At 66.8% G+C, this 18,280-nt stretch carries 15 protein-coding genes; 2 read left to right on the top strand and 13 right to left on the bottom strand.

The window, feature by feature from the left end; all coding sequences use genetic code 11:
• Window positions 1-35: 35 nt before the first annotated feature.
• The 4 genes from IEG05_RS10255 to zur are packed head-to-tail and all read right to left on the bottom strand — an operon-like array spanning window position 36 to window position 2,593.
• Window positions 36-557: a M48 family metallopeptidase gene (locus tag IEG05_RS10255; RefSeq protein WP_041015525.1), complete on the bottom strand. Its 522-nt coding sequence runs from the start codon at window positions 555-557 to the stop codon at window positions 36-38.
• Window positions 554-1,339, bottom strand: a complete 786-nt coding sequence (gene znuB, locus IEG05_RS10260) for a zinc ABC transporter permease subunit ZnuB (protein WP_014822193.1) — start codon at window positions 1,337-1,339, stop codon at window positions 554-556. The genes IEG05_RS10255 and znuB overlap by 4 nt, the downstream gene beginning before the upstream one ends.
• A 1-nt stretch (window position 1,340) precedes the next feature.
• Entirely contained in the window at window positions 1,341-2,111 is a 771-nt protein-coding gene (gene znuC / locus IEG05_RS10265) for a zinc ABC transporter ATP-binding protein ZnuC (RefSeq protein ID WP_023445753.1), read from the bottom strand.
• Window positions 2,108-2,593 carry a zinc uptake transcriptional repressor Zur gene (gene zur, locus IEG05_RS10270; protein WP_046618217.1) on the bottom strand — a complete coding sequence of 162 codons (486 nt, stop codon included), beginning with the start codon at window positions 2,591-2,593 and terminating at the stop codon, window positions 2,108-2,110. Before zur ends, znuC begins: the two co-directional genes overlap by 4 nt.
• A 64-nt stretch (window positions 2,594-2,657) precedes the next feature.
• On the opposite strand from zur, the gene IEG05_RS10275 reads away from it, so the two are divergent.
• Window positions 2,658-3,641, top strand: coding sequence for a zinc ABC transporter substrate-binding protein (locus tag IEG05_RS10275; protein ID WP_046618216.1), 984 nt, complete (start codon window positions 2,658-2,660; stop codon window positions 3,639-3,641).
• 53 nt (window positions 3,642-3,694) lie between these two features.
• Here the strand turns inward: IEG05_RS10275 and aptA are convergent, their stop codons facing one another.
• Window positions 3,695-5,020, bottom strand: a complete 1,326-nt coding sequence (gene aptA / locus IEG05_RS10280; RefSeq protein ID WP_046618215.1) for an omega-aminotransferase AptA — start codon at window positions 5,018-5,020, stop codon at window positions 3,695-3,697.
• 191 nt (window positions 5,021-5,211) lie between these two features.
• Here aptA and IEG05_RS10285 point away from each other — a divergent pair, with 191 nt between their 5' ends.
• Window positions 5,212-6,705 carry an aldehyde dehydrogenase gene (locus IEG05_RS10285; RefSeq protein ID WP_046618214.1) on the top strand — a complete coding sequence of 498 codons (1,494 nt, stop codon included), beginning with the start codon at window positions 5,212-5,214 and terminating at the stop codon, window positions 6,703-6,705.
• Window positions 6,706-6,805: 100 nt separating this feature from the next.
• Here the strand turns inward: IEG05_RS10285 and IEG05_RS10290 are convergent, their stop codons facing one another.
• From IEG05_RS10290 to IEG05_RS10325, 8 genes are all read right to left on the bottom strand, one after another.
• Complete coding sequence (locus IEG05_RS10290) at window positions 6,806-8,209, bottom strand: glycosyltransferase family 2 protein (RefSeq protein ID WP_046618211.1); 1,404 nt, start codon at window positions 8,207-8,209, stop codon at window positions 6,806-6,808.
• Window positions 8,206-9,330, bottom strand: coding sequence for a HEAT repeat domain-containing protein (locus tag IEG05_RS10295; RefSeq protein WP_191121998.1), 1,125 nt, complete (start codon window positions 9,328-9,330; stop codon window positions 8,206-8,208). Before IEG05_RS10295 ends, IEG05_RS10290 begins: the two co-directional genes overlap by 4 nt.
• Window positions 9,320-10,456, bottom strand: coding sequence for a YaiO family outer membrane beta-barrel protein (locus IEG05_RS10300; RefSeq protein ID WP_191121999.1), 1,137 nt, complete (start codon window positions 10,454-10,456; stop codon window positions 9,320-9,322). The genes IEG05_RS10295 and IEG05_RS10300 overlap by 11 nt, the downstream gene beginning before the upstream one ends.
• The gene (locus tag IEG05_RS10305; RefSeq protein WP_014822184.1) at window positions 10,453-10,842 is read right to left on the bottom strand and encodes a response regulator transcription factor; all 390 of its coding nucleotides are present in this window, start codon (window positions 10,840-10,842) and stop codon (window positions 10,453-10,455) included. Before IEG05_RS10305 ends, IEG05_RS10300 begins: the two co-directional genes overlap by 4 nt.
• Entirely contained in the window at window positions 10,839-13,715 is a 2,877-nt protein-coding gene (locus tag IEG05_RS10310; protein ID WP_046618207.1) for a CHASE3 domain-containing protein, read from the bottom strand. The genes IEG05_RS10305 and IEG05_RS10310 overlap by 4 nt, the downstream gene beginning before the upstream one ends.
• A 132-nt stretch (window positions 13,716-13,847) precedes the next feature.
• Window positions 13,848-15,485, bottom strand: coding sequence for a diguanylate cyclase (locus IEG05_RS10315; RefSeq protein ID WP_046618206.1), 1,638 nt, complete (start codon window positions 15,483-15,485; stop codon window positions 13,848-13,850).
• Window positions 15,478-15,864, bottom strand: coding sequence for a response regulator (locus tag IEG05_RS10320; RefSeq protein WP_014822181.1), 387 nt, complete (start codon window positions 15,862-15,864; stop codon window positions 15,478-15,480). Before IEG05_RS10320 ends, IEG05_RS10315 begins: the two co-directional genes overlap by 8 nt.
• Window positions 15,864-18,275: a PAS domain S-box protein gene (locus IEG05_RS10325; protein ID WP_046618205.1), complete on the bottom strand. Its 2,412-nt coding sequence runs from the start codon at window positions 18,273-18,275 to the stop codon at window positions 15,864-15,866. Before IEG05_RS10325 ends, IEG05_RS10320 begins: the two co-directional genes overlap by 1 nt.
• Window positions 18,276-18,280 lie beyond the last annotated feature (5 nt).

The raw sequence follows: 18,280 nt of genomic DNA on the forward strand, positions 1-18,280 counted from the left end.
CAGCATACGAGGCGAGGCCTGGCGCCATTCGTGCGCTAGGCGTCGTCGCCGGAGCCGGCATCCTGTGCCCGCAGCTCGCGCCAATGCAAAAACAGGCGCAGATCGAACTCGATCTGCCCGTAGCCGGGCAGCATGTGTTCGCACAGCTTGTAGAAGGCACGGTTGTGCTCGCGCTCACGCAGATGGGCGAGTTCGTGCACCACAATCATCTGCAGGAATTCCGGCGCCGCCTCGCGAAACAGTGCGGCGACGCGAATCTCCTTTTTCGCCTTGAGCTTGCCGCCCTGCACCCGTGATACCGCGGTATGCAGGCCCAGCGCGCGATGGGTCAGGTCGAGGCGATTGTCATAGAGCACCTTGTCGATCGGCGGCGCGCTTTTGAGGTGGTCCTGCTTGAGCTGCTGCACGTAACCATACAGCGCCTTGTCGCTCTGCACCTGATGGCGGCCAGGGTAGCGCCGCGCGAGGTAATCGCCCAGGCGATCCTCGGCGATCAGCTGGCGTACCTGAGCCAGCAGCGGCTCGGGGTAGCCGCGCAGGTACTTCAGGTCACTCATGCGCGCTTCGGCCAGGCGAAGCTGAGCAGGAACAGCGCGGCGGCGCTGACCACGATGGACGGCCCGGCGGGGGTGTCTTCGAACCAGGACAGCGTCAGACCCAGGCACACCGCGACGATGCCCAACACGCTGGCGCCAAAGGCCATCTGCTCCGGCGTGCGCGCATGGCGTTGCGCCGCGGCGGCGGGAATGATCAGCAGCGAGGTGATCAGCAGCACGCCGACGATCTTCATCGCCACGGCGATCACCACGGCGATCAGCAGCATCAGCGCCAGGCGGATACCGGCCACCGGCAACCCTTCGACCTTGGCCAGCTCCTCGTGCACGGTGATCGCCAAGAGTGGCCGCCACAGCGGAATCAGCATCAGCAGCACCAGGGCGCTGCCGCCGATGATCCAGGCCAGGTCGCTCGGCCCGACGGCGAGCAGATCGCCGAACAGATAGCCCATCAGGTCGATGCGCACGTCATCCATGAAGCTCAGCGACACCAGGCCGAGCGACAGCGTGCTGTGGGCGAGGATGCCGAGCAGCGTGTCCGAGGCCAGCGGCTGGCGCTGCTGCAGGGTGACCAGCAAGAGCGCGAGCAGCACGCAGCCGACCGTCACCGCCAGAGTCAGGTTGACGTCGAGCATCAACCCGAGGGCGACGCCGAATAGCGCGGCGTGGGACAGGGTGTCGCCGAAATAGGCCATGCGCCGCCAGACGACGAAGGAGCCGAGCGGGCCGGCGACCAGCGCCAGGGCGAGGCCGGCGAGCAGGGCGTTGAGAAGGAAATCGGGCATGTCAGTGCTTGCAGTTCGGGCCGTGGACGTGGGGTTTGCCGGTCACCACGCTGCCGTGCAGGTCGTGGCTGTGGTCGTGCTGGTGGTGATAGATCGCCAGACTGCGCGCGTCCTGGCCGAACAGCTCGACGAAGGCCGGGTCGCTGCTGACCTGTTCCGGATGCCCCGAACAGCAAACGTGGCGATTGAGGCAGACCACCTGGTCGGTGGCGCTCATCACCAGATGCAGGTCGTGGGAAACCATCAAAACGCCGCAGCCGTAGCGGTCGCGTAGCACGCCGATCAGCCGGTACAGCTCGGCCTGGCCGGCGACGTCGACACCCTGCACCGGTTCGTCGAGCACCAGTAGCTCCGGCTCGCGCAGCAGCGCGCGGGCGAGCAGCACACGCTGCATTTCGCCGCCGGAAATCTTCTGCAGCGGGCTGTCGATGACGTGCTCGGCGCCGACTTCGCCCAGCGCAGCCAGGGCTCGGGCGCGATCGACGCCGGGCACCAGGCGCAGAAAGCGCAGCACCGACAAGGGTAGGGTGGGGTCCACGTGGAGCTTCTGCGGCATGTAGCCGACACGCAGCTTCGGCTTGCGCCAGACCTGGCCGCGATCGGGTTTCAGCAGGCCGAGCACTGCCCGTACCAGCGTGGTCTTGCCGGCGCCATTGGGGCCGATCAGGGTGACGATCTCGCCGCGATGCACCTGCAGTTGCGCGCCTTCCAGCACGTTCTGGTTGGCGAAGCGCACGTGGATGTCATCCAGCCGCAGCAGCACCTCGCTCATGCGGCTTTCCGGCAGTTTGAGCAGAGGCCGACCACTTCCACGGTCTGCCCCTCGACGGCGAAGCCGACGCTGCTGGCGGCGCTGTCGATGGCCTCGGCGATGGCGCGTTGCTCGAGTTCGATGGCGGTGTGGCAGTGCCGGCAGATGAGGAACTGGCCCTGGTGTGGATGCTCCGGATGGTTGCAGCCGATGAAGGCGTTGAGCGACGCGATGCGATGCACCAGGCCGTTCTCCAGCAGGAAATCCAGCGCGCGGTAGACAGTGGGCGGCGCGGCGCGGCGGCCATCCTGCTCGCTCAGTACGGCGAGGATGTCGTAGGCGCCGAGCGGCCTGTGGCTTTGCCAGACCAGCTCCAGCACACGCTTGCGCAGGGCGGTCAGGCGTACGCCCTGGCGCGCGCAGAGGCTGTCGGCTTCGGCCAGCGCGTGGCTGACGCAATGGTCATGGTCGTGGGGCGTACAGGCCAGCGGGGTCTTGGACATGAGCGGCGACGTGTTGGGGTAGAGACGTTATTATGTACCAATTCCCCCCGTACGAGTGACGCCCGTGAATCGTCTTTTTTCCCTTCCCTTGCTCGCGGCGCTGGTTGCTGGCGCCGCGTCCGCCCACGCCGAAGTCCGCGTGCTGACCAGCATCAAGCCGCTGCAGCTGATCGCCGCGGCGGTTCAGGATGGCGTCGGTGAGCCTGACGTTCTGCTGCCGGCCAGCGCTTCGGCGCATCATTACTCGCTGCGACCGTCCGACGTACGGCGTATCCGCGATGCGCAGCTGTTCTACTGGATCGGCCCGGATCTGGAGAGCTTCCTGCCGCGCGCACTGAGCGCTCGTGAAGGCACGACCGTGGCGGTGCAGGACCTGCCGCAGCTGACCCTGCGTCGTTTTGGTGATGCGCACGCGCACGACGATCACGACGATCACGACGGCCATGACCATGATGCTCACGAGCATGACGAAGCCGCACATGGCGAGACCGCGCATGCCGAGGAGCACGACCACGACCATCGCCCGGGCACGCTCGATGCGCACCTGTGGCTGCTGCCGGCCAACGCACTGGTGATCGCCGAGCGCATGGCTGCGGACCTGGCCACCGCCGACCCGGCCAACGCACAGCGCTACCAGACCAACTCGGCGGCCTTCGCCCAGCGCATCGAGGCGCTCGACGCCCGCCTCAAGCAGCGCTTCAGCAAGGTGCAGAACAAGCCGTTCTTCGTTTTCCACGAGGCCTACGACTACTTCGAGGCGGCCTACGGCCTTCGCCATGCCGGCGTGTTCAGTGCCGGTGGCGAGTCGCAACCCGGCGCCCGGCATGTCGCGGCGATGCGCGAGCGGTTGCAGCAGGCTGGGCCGAGCTGCGTGTTCAGCGAACCGCCGGCGCGTCCGCGACTGGCCGAGACGCTGACTGCCGGGTTGCCGGTGAAGATGGCGGAGCTGGATGTGCTCGGTGTCGGCCTGCCGACCGATGCCAAGGGTTACGAAAAGTTGCTGGAAGGCCTTGGCGACACCCTGGCCGGCTGCCTGGAATCGCTTTGATCCAGTGCCCGGCCTGATCCGTCAGGCCGGGCCACGCCTCTCGGGGCGCTGCGTCAGCCGGCCTTGCGGATACCGTCGGCGAGCAACTCCATCATCTGGTCGATCTCGGCCTTCTCGACGATCAGCGCCGGCGACAGGGCGATAGTGTCGCCGCTGGCGCGTACCAGCAGGCCCTTCTCGAAACACTTGCGGAACACCTCATAACCGCGCTTGCCGACGCCATCGGCATGGGCAGCGAACTGAATACCCGCGACCAGCCCGACCGTGCGGATGTCGATCACGTTGGGCAGGTCCCTGAGGCTGAAGAGTGCTTCCTGCCAGTAGGGCTCCAGGTCGATGGCCTTCTGGAACAGGTTCTCCTGCTGATAGATCTGCTGGGTCGCCAGTGCCGCTGCACAGGCCACCGGGTGCCCGGAGTAGGTGTAGCCGTGGAAGAACTCGATGACGCTTTCCGGTCCCTTCATGAAGGCATCGAACAGGTGGTCGGCGACCAGCACTGCGCCCATGGGAATCGCGCCGTTGGTCAGGCCCTTGGCGCAGGTGAGGATGTCCGGCGTCACGCCCCAGCGCTGGGCGGCGAAGGCTTCGCCGACACGGCCGAAGCCGGTGATGACCTCATCGAAGATCAGCAGAATGCCGTGCTTGGCGGTGATCTCGCGCAGACGCTGCAGATAGCCCACCGGCGGCAGGATCACCCCGGCCGAGCCGGACATCGGCTCGACGATCACCGCGGCGATGTTCTCCGCGCCATGCAGCACCACCAGCCGCTCCAGTTCATCGGCGCGCTCCACGCCATGCTGCGGCAGGCCCTTGCTGAAGGCGTTGCGCTGCAGATCGAGGGTGTGCGGCAGGTGATCGACGCCCGGCAGCATCGGGCCGAAGGCGCGGCGATTGTTGGCCATGCCGCCCACCGACATGCCGCCGAAACCGACGCCGTGATAGGCCAGCTCGCGGCCGATCAGCCGCGTACGCGAGCCCTGACCGATGGCGCGCTGATAGGCCAGGGCGATCTTCAGCGCGGTATCCGCCGACTCCGATCCGGAGTTGGTGAAGAACACCCGGTTCAGTCCTTCGGGGCTGATGGCGGCGAGTTTCTCGGCCAGCTCGAAAGGTAGCGGATGGCCCATCTGAAAGGTCGGCGCGAAGTCCATCTTGGCGATCTGCTTGCTCACCGCTTCGCTGATCTCGCGTCGGCCATGGCCGGCATTGCAGCACCAGAGCCCGGCCGTGCCGTCGAGCACCTGGCGGCCGTCGCTCGCCGTGTAATACATGCCCTCGGCGCTCTCCAACAGGCGCGGCGTGGCCTTGAACTGGCGGTTGGCGGTGAAGGGCATCCAGAAGTGATCGGGCGAGGCGTTGGGATGGAAATCCTGTGACATGGGGCTGGCTCCGGGTGGCGAGCGGCTATGCTGCGACGGCGAGCCGCAGGGTTTTCATCGAGTCTATGTTTAATAAAACGAACAAAACAAGGCGATAGACCGGCCGTTCGTAAAAAATATTGATAGGGTCCGCGCCGCTGGTTTAGGGTGCCTTTTCCACAGCCCGAAGACCTGACTAGAGAGGATGCACCATGCCCACCCTGACCCTCGCCGACTGGCAACAGCGTGCCCGCGACCTGCACATCGAAGGTCGCGCCTTTATCCAGGGTGAGTATTGCGCTGCGGCGGACGGCGGCCAGTTCGACTGCATCAGTCCGGTGGACGGGCGGGTGCTGGCGCAGGTCGCCAGCTGCGACCAGGCCGACGCCGAGCGCGCGGTGGCCAGTGCCCGTGCCGCATTCGATGCCGGCAGCTGGTCGCGTCTGGCACCGGCCAAGCGCAAGGCGGTGCTGATCCGCTTTGCCGATCTGCTGGAAGACCACCGCGAGGAGTTGGCGCTGCTGGAGACCCTCGACATGGGCAAGCCGATCGGCGACTCGCTGGCGGTGGACATCCCCGGCGCCGCGCGGGCGCTGCGCTGGAGTGGCGAGGCGATCGACAAGATCTACGACGAAGTGGCGGCCACGCCCCACGACCAGCTCGGCCTGGTCACCCGCGAGCCGGTCGGTGTGGTGGCGGCCATCGTGCCGTGGAATTTCCCGCTGATGATGGCCTGCTGGAAGCTCGGCCCGGCACTGGCCACAGGCAATTCGGTGGTACTCAAGCCGTCCGAGAAGTCACCGCTGACCGCCATCCGCATTGCCCAGCTGGCGATCGATGCCGGCATTCCGGCCGGCGTGCTCAACGTCCTGCCGGGCTACGGCCACACCGTCGGCAAGGCGCTGGCGCTGCACATGGACGTCGACACGCTGGTCTTTACCGGTTCCACGCGGGTAGCCAAGCAGCTGATGATCTATGCCGGCGAATCGAACATGAAGCGCGTCTGGCTGGAGGCTGGAGGCAAGAGCCCGAACATCGTCTTTGCCGACGCGCCCGATCTCGAAGCAGCAGCGCAAGCCGCGGCCGGCGCCATCGCCTTCAACCAGGGCGAGGTCTGCACCGCCGGCTCGCGGCTGCTGGTGGAGCGATCGGTCAAGGAGCGCTTCCTGCCCATGGTGGTGGAGGCACTCAAGGGCTGGAAGCCGGGCAACCCGCTGGACCCGGCGACCAACGTCGGCGCGTTGGTAGACACCCAGCAGCTCAACACCGTGCTCGGCTATATCGACGCCGGCCGTGAAGCGGGTGCGCAGGTGCTGATCGGCGGCCAGCGTACGCTGGAGGACACCGGCGGGCTGTACGTCGAGCCGACCATCTTTGATGGCGTCGACAATGCGATGAAGATCGCCCAGGAGGAAATCTTCGGCCCGGTGCTGTCGGTGATCACCTTCGACAGCGCCGAGGAAGCGGTGGCGATCGCCAACGACACGCCCTACGGCCTCGCCGCCGCCGTCTGGACCGCCGACCTGTCCAAGGCGCACCGCACCGCACGGGCGCTGCGTGCTGGCAGTGTGTGGGTCAACCAGTACGACGGCGGCGACATGACCGCGCCGTTCGGCGGCTTTAAGCAGTCCGGCAACGGCCGTGACAAGTCGCTGCACGCCTTCGACAAGTACACAGAGCTGAAGGCGACCTGGATTCAGCTCTGACGGCATCCGTAGGGTGGATGTCGCTTTTTACATCCACCTTGTTGCACGGCCATGGTGGATCGATGAAGCGTGATCCACCCTACGGTTTTTGAGCGTTCAGCTAGCTTTGCCCCCACTGCCCGCTGCGACGCATTGCGCCCCAGTGGTGCTTGCGTCGCGAGAACCATTGCCAGAGCCCGCGGCAGCGCCAGACGGTGTTCAGCTGGCGGTAGCCGAAGTTCTCCAGCACGGCCATCAGAAACAGCTGCAGCATGTCGCGTCGGCGGCTGTAGACGCGGAACGACATGGTTTCCAGCAGCAGGCCGTTGACCGACAGCAGGATGCCCATGCCGATCGCCACCAGCAGGAAGGCCGCCAGCGCCGCGTAGGACACCGCACCGAAGGCGAAGCCGGCGAGCATGAAGCCGTAGCCGACCAGCTCGATCAGCGGGCCGATCCATTCGAACAGCGCCATGAACGGCCAGGCCAGCCAGCCCGGCGTGCCGCCACGCAGGCTGAAGGCCAGCCGGGCATGCCGACTCAGGCTTTCGGCCAGGCCGCGTTGCCAGCGGCTGCGCTGGCGGCCCAGGGTGCCGAGGTCTTCCGGGCATTCGGTCCAGCAGATCGGATCGGGCAGGTAGCGGATGCGGTAGGGGATGCGCTTCTCGCGGTGATAACGGTGCAGCCGCACCACCAGCTCCATGTCCTCGCCGACGGTATCGGTGCGATAGCCGCCGACCGCCATCACCCGTTCGCGGTCGAACAGGCCAAAGGCGCCGGAGATGATCAGCACGGCGTTGAGCGGCGACCAGCCGAGACGGCCGAAGAGAAACGCACGCAGGTATTCGACGATCTGGAAGCGCGCCAGCCAGTTGCGTGGCAATCCGGCTTGGATAAGAAAGCCGCCGCGCACCTGCGAGCCATTGGCGATGCGCACGGTGCCGCCGGCGGCGATGGTGCGTTCGTCCTCGAGGAAGGGCTGCACCACGCGCAGCAGGCTGTCGCGCTGCAGGATCGAGTCGGCGTCGACACCGCAGAACAGGCCGTAGCGCGCGGCATTGATACCGGCATTCAACGCATCGGCCTTGCCGCCGTTGGCCTTGTCCACCACCCGCAGATTGGCGTAGCGCCGCGAACGATAGATGGCCTGCACCGGTTGGTGGGCCACGGCCTGGCGCAGCGGCTCGGGGTGCGGCACCAGGTCGAATTCCTCGATCAGCACGGCGAGGGTGTTGTCCTTCGAACCGTCGTTGATCACCACGATCTCGAACTCGGGGTACTGTAGCTGCAGCATCGAGCGCACCGAGGTGCGGATCGTTGCCTCCTCGTTGAAGGCCGGCATGAGCACCGACACCGGCGGTTCGACGCCGAGATAGGGCGCCAGCTCGCCGGTTTCCGCGCGCTGGCGGATGTAGCCCATCAGGCTTGCCATCGACAGCAGGTTTAGCAGCAGGTACATGCCGTTGAGCAGCAGGAAGTAGAGAATGAAGGCGACCTGCAGCCACCACAGCCAGTCGACCGTCACCGGCGCACCTCCGCCATGGCCCGGCGCAGGGCATCCCTGCCGTAGCGGTCGTGCACCTGCTCGAGCAGCTGCTGCAGCGCTTCGGTGGATGCGCCGGGCAGTGTCGCCAGGCTGTCGGCCGCCGCCTGGCGCACCCACCAGCTGCTGTCCGATAGCAGCGGCAGGAACAGTTCGCTGTCTTCGCGGCGTGCCTGTTTGTGCAATGCCTGCAGCGCCGCCAGACGCACGGTGTCCTGATCGTGCTGCAGGGCGCGTAGCAGGCGGTGGCGGTCGCGCGGGTCGCCGAGTTCGCACAGGCAGCGCAGCGCTACCTGCAGATATTCTGCCGGTGCGCCTTCGTCCAGCCGGGCACGGGCCCAAGGCGCGGCGTGGCGGGGATCGCCCTGCACGAGCAGGGGAACCAGACGCTCGCGACGCGGATCCTCCGAGGAGGACAGCACGATCAGCAGCGGCGTGGTCACGGCCTGTTCGCCAGCCTGCTGGCAGAGACTGATCAGCCGCGGCAGTGCCCAGTCGGGGCGATTCACCGCCGCCGGCAGGATCAGCGCCATGGCTTTGCTGGCATCCATCGCCACCAGGGTCTGGGCGGCGGAGAGGGCGACGATGGAGTTGCGGCTCAGCAGTAGCGGTTGCACCGCCTGCCAGTGCGCCGGGTCAGCCAGATGCCGCAGGCACGTCAGGCCGATCAGCTTGCTGCGCACTCTCCCGCGCAGCAGGATCAAGGCCTGGCGGTCGATGCCCAGAGCGATCAGCGCGCGGTTCATGCGCTCGCGTGCGGCCCCGCGCAACTGCAGCTGGGTGCGGTTCCACTGCAGCAGGAACCACAGCTGTCGCCGCCGTGGCAATGGCGCATGGCTGGGCGGGAGTTCGTCGCTCAAGCTGCAGAGGGCGAAGAAGGGCCGCCACTGTTCGTTGAACTGCTGCCGGCGTACGGTGCGCCGGCGTGATACCTCACCGAGCAGCAGCACCTGCAGCAGCACCAGCACCGTCAGTGCGCCGAGGCCGAAAGCGCAGTACAGAGCCAGCTGCAGCATGCGGTCTTCCGGCCAGAGCTGCGCCCAGGCGTTCGCCGGTGCTTCGCACAGCCAGCGGGGGCAGCGCGCCAGCCATTCAGAAAGCATGACGCAGGCCGAGCTGCAGCCATTGACGGTCGTAGTAGCTGCCCTGCTGGTGATGGCCGATTTCCCAGCTCAGCGCCCAGCGGCTGTCGAACCAGTGGCGACCCTGCAGGCTGATGGCGCGCACGTCGCTGGTGATCAGCTGCTGTTCCTCCACCGCTTCTTCCTCGCCCACGGTCAGGCGCAGGCCGGCGTAGCTCAGGCCCTGGTAGTAGTAGTCCAACGCCACATCATGGCCGATTGGCGTGCCGGCATTGGCGACATCGGTGACGTTCAGCGTGTAGCCGGCGCGCCAGGCATTCCAGTAGCGCTCGGCGCTCAGCGCCAGGCGGTCGACCCGGGTCGTCTCGTACTCGGTGCGGCGGACACTGACAGCGCCGAGGTAGCCGTCCGGTAGCCGCCGCTGCAGGCGCAGATCGGCATGCCAATCGGGAAGGAAATAGGGTGACGGCTGGTAGCCGACCTCCGGTTGCAGGGTCCAGTTCTCGTCCAGCGCAATGACGGCGCCGGCTTCGACGCCTTCGTCCCACTCGCCGAAGCGTTGCTCGCGTGTCAGCGCGCCATACCAGCCGAGACTCTCCGGCTTCATCGAGGCGTAGTCCAGGCGCTGGCTGCGCCAGTTGTCAAAGCCGCTGTCGAGCCAGTCCTGGCGAGCAGAGATTTCCAGTTCGTGGCGTCGCCTGGTCGCGGCGTCGACGACCGGCACGGGCGCCGCTGCGGTGCTGGGCACGGTCAGCGCAGCACGGGCCTGCTGGATCACCTGCTGCACCTCGGCATAGTCCGGGGCGAGCTGGGCGGCGCGCTCGAGCGATTGCAGCGCACGTTGCGGATGACCGGCCCAGAGTAGCGCCTGGCCCTCGCCGAGCAGATAGTCGGCGTTGTCCGGCTGATGCTGCAGCAGGCGGCGATAGATCGGCAGCGCCTGTTCAGGGTGGCCTTGCCAGCTCAATACGCGGGCGAGCAGGAACTGCGCCGCGGTGTCGTCCGGCTGCCCGGCCAGATGCGCCCGAAGTGTTGCTTCGGCCGCGTCCAGTTGTTGCGCCTGGACCTGCCGCTCGGCGGTGGTGACGTCCGCCAGCGCCGCACCGCAAGGCAGCGCCAGGGCAAGCAGCATTACCGCTCGCTTCATCGGCGGCCCCTCAGCAGACGGCGGATGCGCGCCAGCAGTTCTTCCGGCTGGAACGGCTTGGTCACGTAGTCGTCGGCGCCGAGTTCCAGCGCTCGGACGATGTCCACTTCACGGGCCTTGGCCGTCAGCATCAGCACCGGCACGCTGTCCCAGCCGGGCTGCGCCCGCAGCCGTTCGATCAGCTCGAGGCCATCATGGTAGGGCAGCATGATGTCCATCAGCGTCAGGTCCGGCGGCTCGCTCTGGGCGAAGTACTCCAGTGCCTGCCGGCCATCGGCGGCGTGGTCGACCACGAAGCCGTGACGTTCGAGCATGTAGCGGATGAGAAAGGCGATGTCTTCTTCGTCTTCCACCATGAGAATGCGTTTGCTGGCGGATTCGCTCATGGGTGAGCCTCGTCGGTTTCGTGTGTGTGCCCCGGCGGCCAGTGTTGCAGCAGGTGCTGGATCAGCCTGGCCAGCTCATCGCCGTCGTGACGGGATTTCACCAGTTGGCGCAGCGCCAGGCGGTCGTCCTGAATCGGGGTGTCGAGCGCGGAAAAGATGATCACCGGCGGCGGTGGGACGCTCTGCGCCAGCTGGTCGAACAGCTCGGTGCCCTGGCCGTCCGGCAGCATCAGGTCGATGATCGCCAGGTCGAAGGTCTGTGCCGCGATCAGCTCGCGCGCGTCGTGCAGCGTCGCGGCGCCGGAAAGATCGACATCGAGCGCGGCGATCTGCCTGGCCAGCAGCACCCGCAGGTCGTCGTCGTCCTCGACGTGCAGGATGCGCGGTTTGTGCCCGCCGAGCTGCAGACAGGCGCGGATCACGTCCATGACCCGCGAGGGGTCGATCGGTTTGTGCAGCCAGTCGATCACGCCCACCGCGCCGCCGCGCAGCGTGCCGTCGTCGTCATCGCGGCGCTGCGGCTGCAGGCTGACGATCAGCACCGGCAGGTTGCGGTAGTTGTGCTGGCTGCGCAGGCTCTGCAGGAAGGCCGCGCTGTTTTCGTCATCCAGCGCCGGGCTGAGGGTCAGTGCCTCAATGTCGAACTGCTGCAACAGTCGGCGTGCCTCGGCTGCGGTGCCGCTGATCAAGGTCGCGTAGCCATGCTGCTGCAGCGCCGCGGCCAGCTGCTCGGCCGCATGGGTGTCCGGCTCGAGGATGAGGATCAACGCAGCATTGTCAGGCTGGGCTGCTCTGGCCGGCGGCGTAGTGGGTCGCTGCAGCGGCGTCGCGGATCGCACCTCCAGCGGCAGCTGCAGCCAGAAGCGCGAGCCGTGACCTTCCTGGGAATCGAAGCCGATCTGCCCGTGCATCTGCTGCACCAGCGAGCGGGTGATTGCCAGGCCCAGCCCGGTGCCGCCGCGCTGGCGGGCGTCGGAGGAATCGGCCTGGGCGAAGCGCTCGAAGATGCGCCCACGGAAAGCCTCGGGAATCCCCGGCCCCTGATCCTGTACGCCGAGTTCCAGCACGTTGTCATGGTGACGTAGATCGACCGTCACGCTGCCGCCGGCGGGGGAATGCTTGATCGCGTTGGACAGCAGGTTGGCCATCACCTGGGCGAAGCGGTCGGGGTCGACCATGGCTTCGCTCGACAGCGACTCATCGGCGCCCACCAGCGTGAGATTGACGTCGTAGTCGCGGGCGTACGGCTGGATATCCGACAGCGCCTGCTGCACCAGCGCGCGCACGTCATGGTGGCCGAAGTTGAAGGCCAGGCGTCCGGCTTCGAGTTTTTCGATGTCGAGGATGTCGTTGATCAGGCGCACCAGGCGTTCGCTGTTCTTGTGAGCGATATCCAGCAGCGGGCGGGCGTCGTCGCCGATATGTCCGGCAATGCCTCCGATCAGCATACCGAGGGCGCCGCGGATGGCGGTCAGCGGCGTGCGCAGCTCGTGGCTGACGGTGGAGATGAATTCGGTCTTCATCTGCTCCATGCGTCGGCGCAGGGAGATGTCCACCGCCACCGTGACCACATGACAGGTACGTGTCGAGATCCGCAGCGGGCGCTTGACCACCTGGAACCAGTGCTCCGCGCCATGGGCATCGGTCAGCGCGACCTCGGTGCTGCGCAGATCGCCGCTGCCTCCCGCCAGTTCGGCCAGCTCTTCGTCACCCAGCAGCAGCGGTTGCAGCCGCACGGCAGACGGCACCTCGTCGGGGCGGCGCTGCTCGATGTCCTGCGGGCGCACGTCCAGCAGGGCCGCGAGCGCCGAATTGCAGAGCAGGAAACGGCCCTGGGCGTCGCGAACAAAGATCAGGTTCTCGTCGGTGTCGACCACGCGGCGGAGAAAGACCTGCTGGTCGTGCAGGCTGTCGCGGTTGCGCTGCAGTTCGCTGACGTCGCGCGCGATGGCCAGATGATCGCCCAGCCCGGTGGGCGTCAGACGAACCTCGAATGTGCGCTGGGTCTGCAGCTCGCACCAGGTCTTCTGGCGCAGTGCGCCCTCGTCGGTCTGATTGAGCAGCTCGATGAGCAAGGGTTCGATCGCTTCCGGCGGCGGTGCGCGGCGCGGGGTGCCTCGCGAAATGCTCGACACCTGCTGCTGCTCATCGACCGCGTAGAGATGGTCCGGGATGGCCTGCAACAGCGCCCCGAGGCGTGCTTCGCCGGCCTGAGCGCTGCGGGCGAGCTGCTGGCGAATCTGCAGATTCCGCTGCAAGGCCCAGAAGGCCGCCAGAAACAGCCCGATCACCACCAGCGTGCCGATCAGTGCCAGTTGCTGCGCGCGCTCGGTGGTGCGTGCCACGGCTGCGCTGGCGGCGGCCAGGTGGCTGCGCTCGTGCTGCTCGACGGCGTTGAGCAGTGCGCGCAGGCGGTCCATCAGCAGGTGCCCGCCGGCCTCGCGCAGACGCTCCACGGCAGCCTGCAGCCCGGCCTCGCGGCGGGTTTGCATGTTGCCGGCGGCTACTTCGAGGCGGTCGGCGATGGTCGCATCGAGGGTCCGGAACCAGCGTCGGTCGGGATAATCACGTCCTTCGACCTGGCGCTGCAGGCTGCGTCGGTTGCCTTCCAGCTGTCTGAGGCCACGTTCGTAGGGTTCGAGATAGGTGGGGTCGCCGGTGAGGATGAAACCGCGCGAACCGGTTTCGATGTCCTGTAACGAAGAAAAGATAGCCTGGACCGAGGTGATGATTTCCAGGCTGTGGCTGACCGAGCGATTGGTCTGCAACAGCGCTTCCTGCGTGCGCTTGCCTTGCCAGCCAAGCGCGACGAGCAACAGAAACGCAGCGAGAAAGGCGATTGAGTGCCAACCGATCGCGAGTCTTGCGGGCAAACCGGACTCCTTCCGACGGGGACGACTGCACAGAATCCCCAGTTGCCTCGCTACCGCGTGGTCACCGGGATGAATTCAGTATAGTCAGACCTGCCCGGACCACTGCGGTTCGCCGCCGAAAGGGCCGGGCGCTCAGCGCTGGGAGATCTGCACCTGGTTGCGGCCATTGTGCTTGGCCACATACAGCGCCTGGTCGGCACGCTCGAGCAGCAGGCCAGCGGGGCTGTGACCGTCGGTTTCGCAAATGCCGGCGCTGAAGGTCACGCAGAACTCCTGGTCGCCGGCATTGAAGCTCAGCGCGGCGAAGCGCACGCGGATTTCGTCGAAGATGCGCCGCGCCTGCAGGGCCGAGCATTCGGGCAATACGGCGACGAACTCCTCGCCGCCATAGCGGCCGAGGCTGTCGATACGCCGCAGGCGCTGGCGCAGCAGGTTGGCCAGGGCGCGGATCACATTGTCGCCGGCGGCGTGCCCGTAGGTGTCGTTGATCTGCTTGAAATGATCGAGGTCGAGCATCACCACGCTGGCGGGTTTGCCGGTGCGGGTGGTGCGCTGCACTTCCAGCGCCAGCTGTTCCTTGATATCGGCGTGCTTGAGCAGGCCGGTCAGGCTGTCGCGGGCCAGCGCCGTACTCAGCGAGCGCGCACGCTGGGCGTGGGAATACACCGCGGCCACCAGCGCGGTATCGCTGATCGGCTTGGTGATGAAATCGTCGCCGGCCTTGAGCAGCGCCGCCATCTGCCGGTGGGTATCGGTCTCGGCGGAAAGGTAGATGATGGTCACCCGCAGCCATTCGTCATGCAGGCGGATCATCTGCGCCAGCTCTGGCCCCGAGCAGTCCGGCATGTTGACGTCCAGCAGCAGTACCTCGGGGTTGAAGCTGCGCATGGTCTCCAGTACGCGGGTAGGTTCGGTGAGTATCTGCACCTGCATCTGCGCATTGCGCAGCACCAGGCTGTAGCGTGCTGCCAACTCGGCGTCGTCATCGACGATCAGCACGCGGAAGGGTTCGCCCTGCTGGCGATCGAGGCAGCGCTCCAGGCTGTTCTCCAGCTGGGTGATATCCAGCGGGCGGACGAAGAAGCCCTGGGCGCCGGCACGCACCGCGGCCAGCTGGCTGGCGAAATCGGCCCGGTCGTGGATGACCAGCAGCGGCAGTGGCTGCTCGAGGCCTTGCTGCAGAGCAGCGAGCGCGTCGAAATCGCTGTCCTGCTGCACGCTGACGATCAGCGCGTCGGGCAGTTCATCGGCCACGGCCGCTTGCAGTGCGGCGAAGTTGGGCCACTGGCTGACCAGATAACCGAAGTTGCGCAGGGTCACCGCCATGCTGGCGCCCGCGACCGGATCGGCCTTCATCAGGTAGATGCGACAGCCGGGTGCAGGCTCCTCGTGGTGCTCCGGCAGTTCCGCCGCGCCGTCGCGTTCCTGGCCAGGGGTTTCGCCGGCCAACTGCAGCACCGCGCGGGCGAAGGCCTCGGCGGCGCGGCTGCCCGGCTTGGCCGAATCCAGCCAGCGGTCAGCCCGCTGCTCCAGCTGCCTGGCGCGCTCCCCGAGCTTGGCGAAGCCGAAGGTACCGGCGGCGCCGGCCAGCCGATGCAGGCGCTCGCGGATGCTCAGCATCACTAGCCGGCGGCTGGCGGTGGCACGGGTCTGCTGCAGATCCTGGGCGAGCGTGGCGAGGTCGGTCAGGTCGGCCTGCAGGCGCTCGCCGAACTGCTGTTCCAGCTGCGCCAGTTGCGCCTGCAGCGCCAGGCGGGTGCGATCATCCATGCTCGGCCTCCCAGATCTGCCGCAACTGGGTGGCAAGTTGCAGCGGGTCGAAGGGCTTGCCCAACACCTGGCGCACGCCGAGCTGGCGCAGCTCCTGCAGCCGTTCGGGCTGCAGGTGGCCGGTGAGAAACACCACGGGCGTCTGCTGCAAATCGACCAGATCGGCCAGTTGGCGAACCAGCTCGATGCCGTCCATCTGCGGCAGCATCACATCGAGCAGGATCAGGTCGGGGGCGAAGGCCTGTACCTGGTCGAGCGCGGCCTGGCCGGACTGACAGCTGAGCACTTCGAAGCCGCCGAGCTTTTCCAGGGCGATACGTGTCACCACCTGGATGGACGGTACGTCTTCGACGTGCAGGATGCGCTTAAGCTGTTTCATCACGGGCTCTCCTTGGCCTGGCCTTGTATGGGTAGTTCGAACCAGAAGCAGGCGCCCTGGCCAGGTCCGGATTCGAAGCCGATCTGCCCGCCCATGTGCTCGATCAGCTCCTTGCTGATCGCCAGGCCCAGTCCGGTTCCGCCTTGCTGGCGGCTGTCGGACGAGTCGGCCTGGGCGAACTTCTGGAATACCCGCGCACGAAATTCGTCGGAAATGCCCGGGCCCTGGTCTCGGACGCTGACCCGTACCCGGCCGTCACTGACCCGCGCCGACAGCTCGACCCGCTCACCGGCCGGGGAAAACTTCGCCGCGTTGGACAGCAGGTTGCTCAGCACCTGCTGCAGGCGCATGGCGTCGACCGTCACGTTCACCGGCGGGCAGGCGCCGAGTTGCAGTTGCACGCCATGCCGTTCGGCATAGCTGCCGTTGCTGCGCAGGGCCAGCTCCAGCTGCGGCTGCAGCGCTTGTTCGAGCATGTCGAAGCGCATCTTGCCGGCGTGCAGCTTGTCCATGTCCAGCAGGTCGTCGATCAGCGCGCTCAGGCGCAGGCTGTTCTGCTGGGTGATCTCCAGCAGCTCGTGCATCGACTCGGGTACTTCGCCCATGACGTTCGAGCAGATCAGCGCCAGGGCGCCGGTGATGGAGGTCAGTGGTGTGCGCAGCTCATGGCTGACGGTGGAGATGAACTCACGCTGCAGACGCTCGATGCGCTTGCGCTCGGTGATGTCGTGCAGCACGACTACCGCGCCCATGCGCTGGCCATCGGAGGTGTACAGCGGGTCGGCGTTGGACAGTACGTGCCGCGGTGCGCCATTGCTCAGCAGCACCATCTCGTGATCGATGACGTGCTCGCCATTGAGGGCGCGGCGCAGGGGAATCTCCTCGGGTTCCAGCGGGGTGACGCCATCGGCGCGGTACAGCCGGTAATGGCGGGCCCATTCGCTCGGCGATAACGGGGCGACATCGGCGCCATGCCACTGTTTGGCCTTCTCATTGAAGAGGGTCAGATTGCCCTCGGCGTCGCAGGCGATCACCGCTTCGCTCAGCGCCTCAAGCAGGCGCCGGTTCATTTCCTGCTGCTTGTCCAGCTCCAGCTGCTCGGCCTTGCGCGCGGTGATATCGGTAACGAAGCCGTGCCAGAGCACCGAGCCATCGGCCTGCTGCAGCGGCGTGGCTCGTGCCTCGACCCAGATCAGCCCCTTGTGCGGGTGCTCGACACGGTGCTCGCTGTGCCAGGACGTGAGTTCACGAGCCGCCTGGCGGATGCTGAGCAACAGGGCGCTGCGGTCGGGGCCGTGGACCCGGCCGACGATCGGCGCAAAGCTGCTGGCCAGCTGCGCCGGGCTGAGCCCGTAGATCTGCTCGACCCCTTCACTGACATAGGGAAAGCACGCCGGCCCATCGGCGCGCCAGTGGAACTGGAAGAGCATGCCCGGGACCTGCGCGGCGATCTGCTGCAGGCGCAGTTGCAGCTGCTCCTGATAGGCCAGGTCGTAGGCGTTGATCAGGTAGCCGCGCTGGTGCTCCTGCTCGTCATGGATCGCAGTCACGCCCAGCAGCACCGGCACCTCGTTGCCGTTCTGGTGGCGCAGGCGCCATTCGGACATGTCGCGCCGCCCGCGGTGCAGCGGCGCGCTCAGCACCGAGAAATCTGCCTCGACCGGCATCTGCAATTCGCTGGAAAGCAGCAATGCCCGGCGCTGCAGCGCCTCCGGACGGAACAGCGCGGCGGTCAGCGGATGGCCGACCAGCGCCTGTTCACTGTAGCCCAGCAGGCGTTCGGCGGTCGGGTTGACGCTGGTGACCACGCCATCGGGGCGGGTCACCAGCACGGCGCTGGAGGCGCTGTCGAGGATCGCCTGTTGCAACGCCGCCTGCTCCGCATGGCGGTGCGCCAGCAGATGCTGCTCGAACAGGCGGATCACCTGGCGCCCGAGGCGCTCCAGGGTCTCGCGCTGCTCCGGGCTGAGGCGGCGTGGCTGGCGGTCGATCACGCACAGGGTGCCGAGGTTGTAGCCATCCGGCGAGGTCAGCGGCGTGCCGGCATAGAAGCGGATATGCGGATCGCCGAGCACCAGCGGGTTGTTGCTAAAACGCGGGTCCTGCAGCGTATCCGGTACCTCGAAGATCTCGTCGCCGGCGATGGTGAAGGTGCAGAAGGAGATCTCCCGCGAGGTCTCGCTGACGTCGAGGCCGACCCTGCTCTTGAACCACTGGCGGCGGTCGTCGACCAGCGAGATCAGCGCGATCGGCGTGTCGCACATCTGCGCGGCAAGCGCTGTGAAGTCATCGAAGGCGCTGTCTTCGGGGGTGTCGAGGATTTCGTAGCGCAGCAACGCTGCCAGGCGTGACAGCTCGCGCGGCTGGGCGGTGGATGGCATCGGCGTCGTGCTTTGTTGCGGTGACTCCATCGTCG

The organism is Stutzerimonas kunmingensis, from assembly GCF_014764705.1.
Lineage (GTDB): Bacteria > Pseudomonadota > Gammaproteobacteria > Pseudomonadales > Pseudomonadaceae > Stutzerimonas.

What these genes read in the sequence shown, in the direction of transcription:
- zur (WP_046618217.1), bottom strand. Translation starts at nt 2,593, where the DNA reads ATGTCCAAGACCCCGCTGGCCTGTACGCCCCACGACCATGACCATTGC.
- IEG05_RS10285 (WP_046618214.1), top strand. Translation starts at nt 5,212, where the DNA reads ATGCCCACCCTGACCCTCGCCGACTGGCAACAGCGTGCCCGCGACCTG.
- IEG05_RS10315 (WP_046618206.1), bottom strand. Translation starts at nt 15,485, where the DNA reads ATGGATGATCGCACCCGCCTGGCGCTGCAGGCGCAACTGGCGCAGCTG.
- aptA (WP_046618215.1), bottom strand. Translation starts at nt 5,020, where the DNA reads ATGTCACAGGATTTCCATCCCAACGCCTCGCCCGATCACTTCTGGATG.
- IEG05_RS10320 (WP_014822181.1), bottom strand. Translation starts at nt 15,864, where the DNA reads ATGAAACAGCTTAAGCGCATCCTGCACGTCGAAGACGTACCGTCCATC.
- znuC (WP_023445753.1), bottom strand. Translation starts at nt 2,111, where the DNA reads ATGAGCGAGGTGCTGCTGCGGCTGGATGACATCCACGTGCGCTTCGCC.
- znuB (WP_014822193.1), bottom strand. Translation starts at nt 1,339, where the DNA reads ATGCCCGATTTCCTTCTCAACGCCCTGCTCGCCGGCCTCGCCCTGGCG.
- IEG05_RS10255 (WP_041015525.1), bottom strand. Translation starts at nt 557, where the DNA reads ATGAGTGACCTGAAGTACCTGCGCGGCTACCCCGAGCCGCTGCTGGCT.
- IEG05_RS10305 (WP_014822184.1), bottom strand. Translation starts at nt 10,842, where the DNA reads ATGAGCGAATCCGCCAGCAAACGCATTCTCATGGTGGAAGACGAAGAA.
- IEG05_RS10325 (WP_046618205.1), bottom strand. Translation starts at nt 18,275, where the DNA reads ATGGAGTCACCGCAACAAAGCACGACGCCGATGCCATCCACCGCCCAG.
- IEG05_RS10300 (WP_191121999.1), bottom strand. Translation starts at nt 10,456, where the DNA reads ATGAAGCGAGCGGTAATGCTGCTTGCCCTGGCGCTGCCTTGCGGTGCG.
- IEG05_RS10295 (WP_191121998.1), bottom strand. Translation starts at nt 9,330, where the DNA reads ATGCTTTCTGAATGGCTGGCGCGCTGCCCCCGCTGGCTGTGCGAAGCA.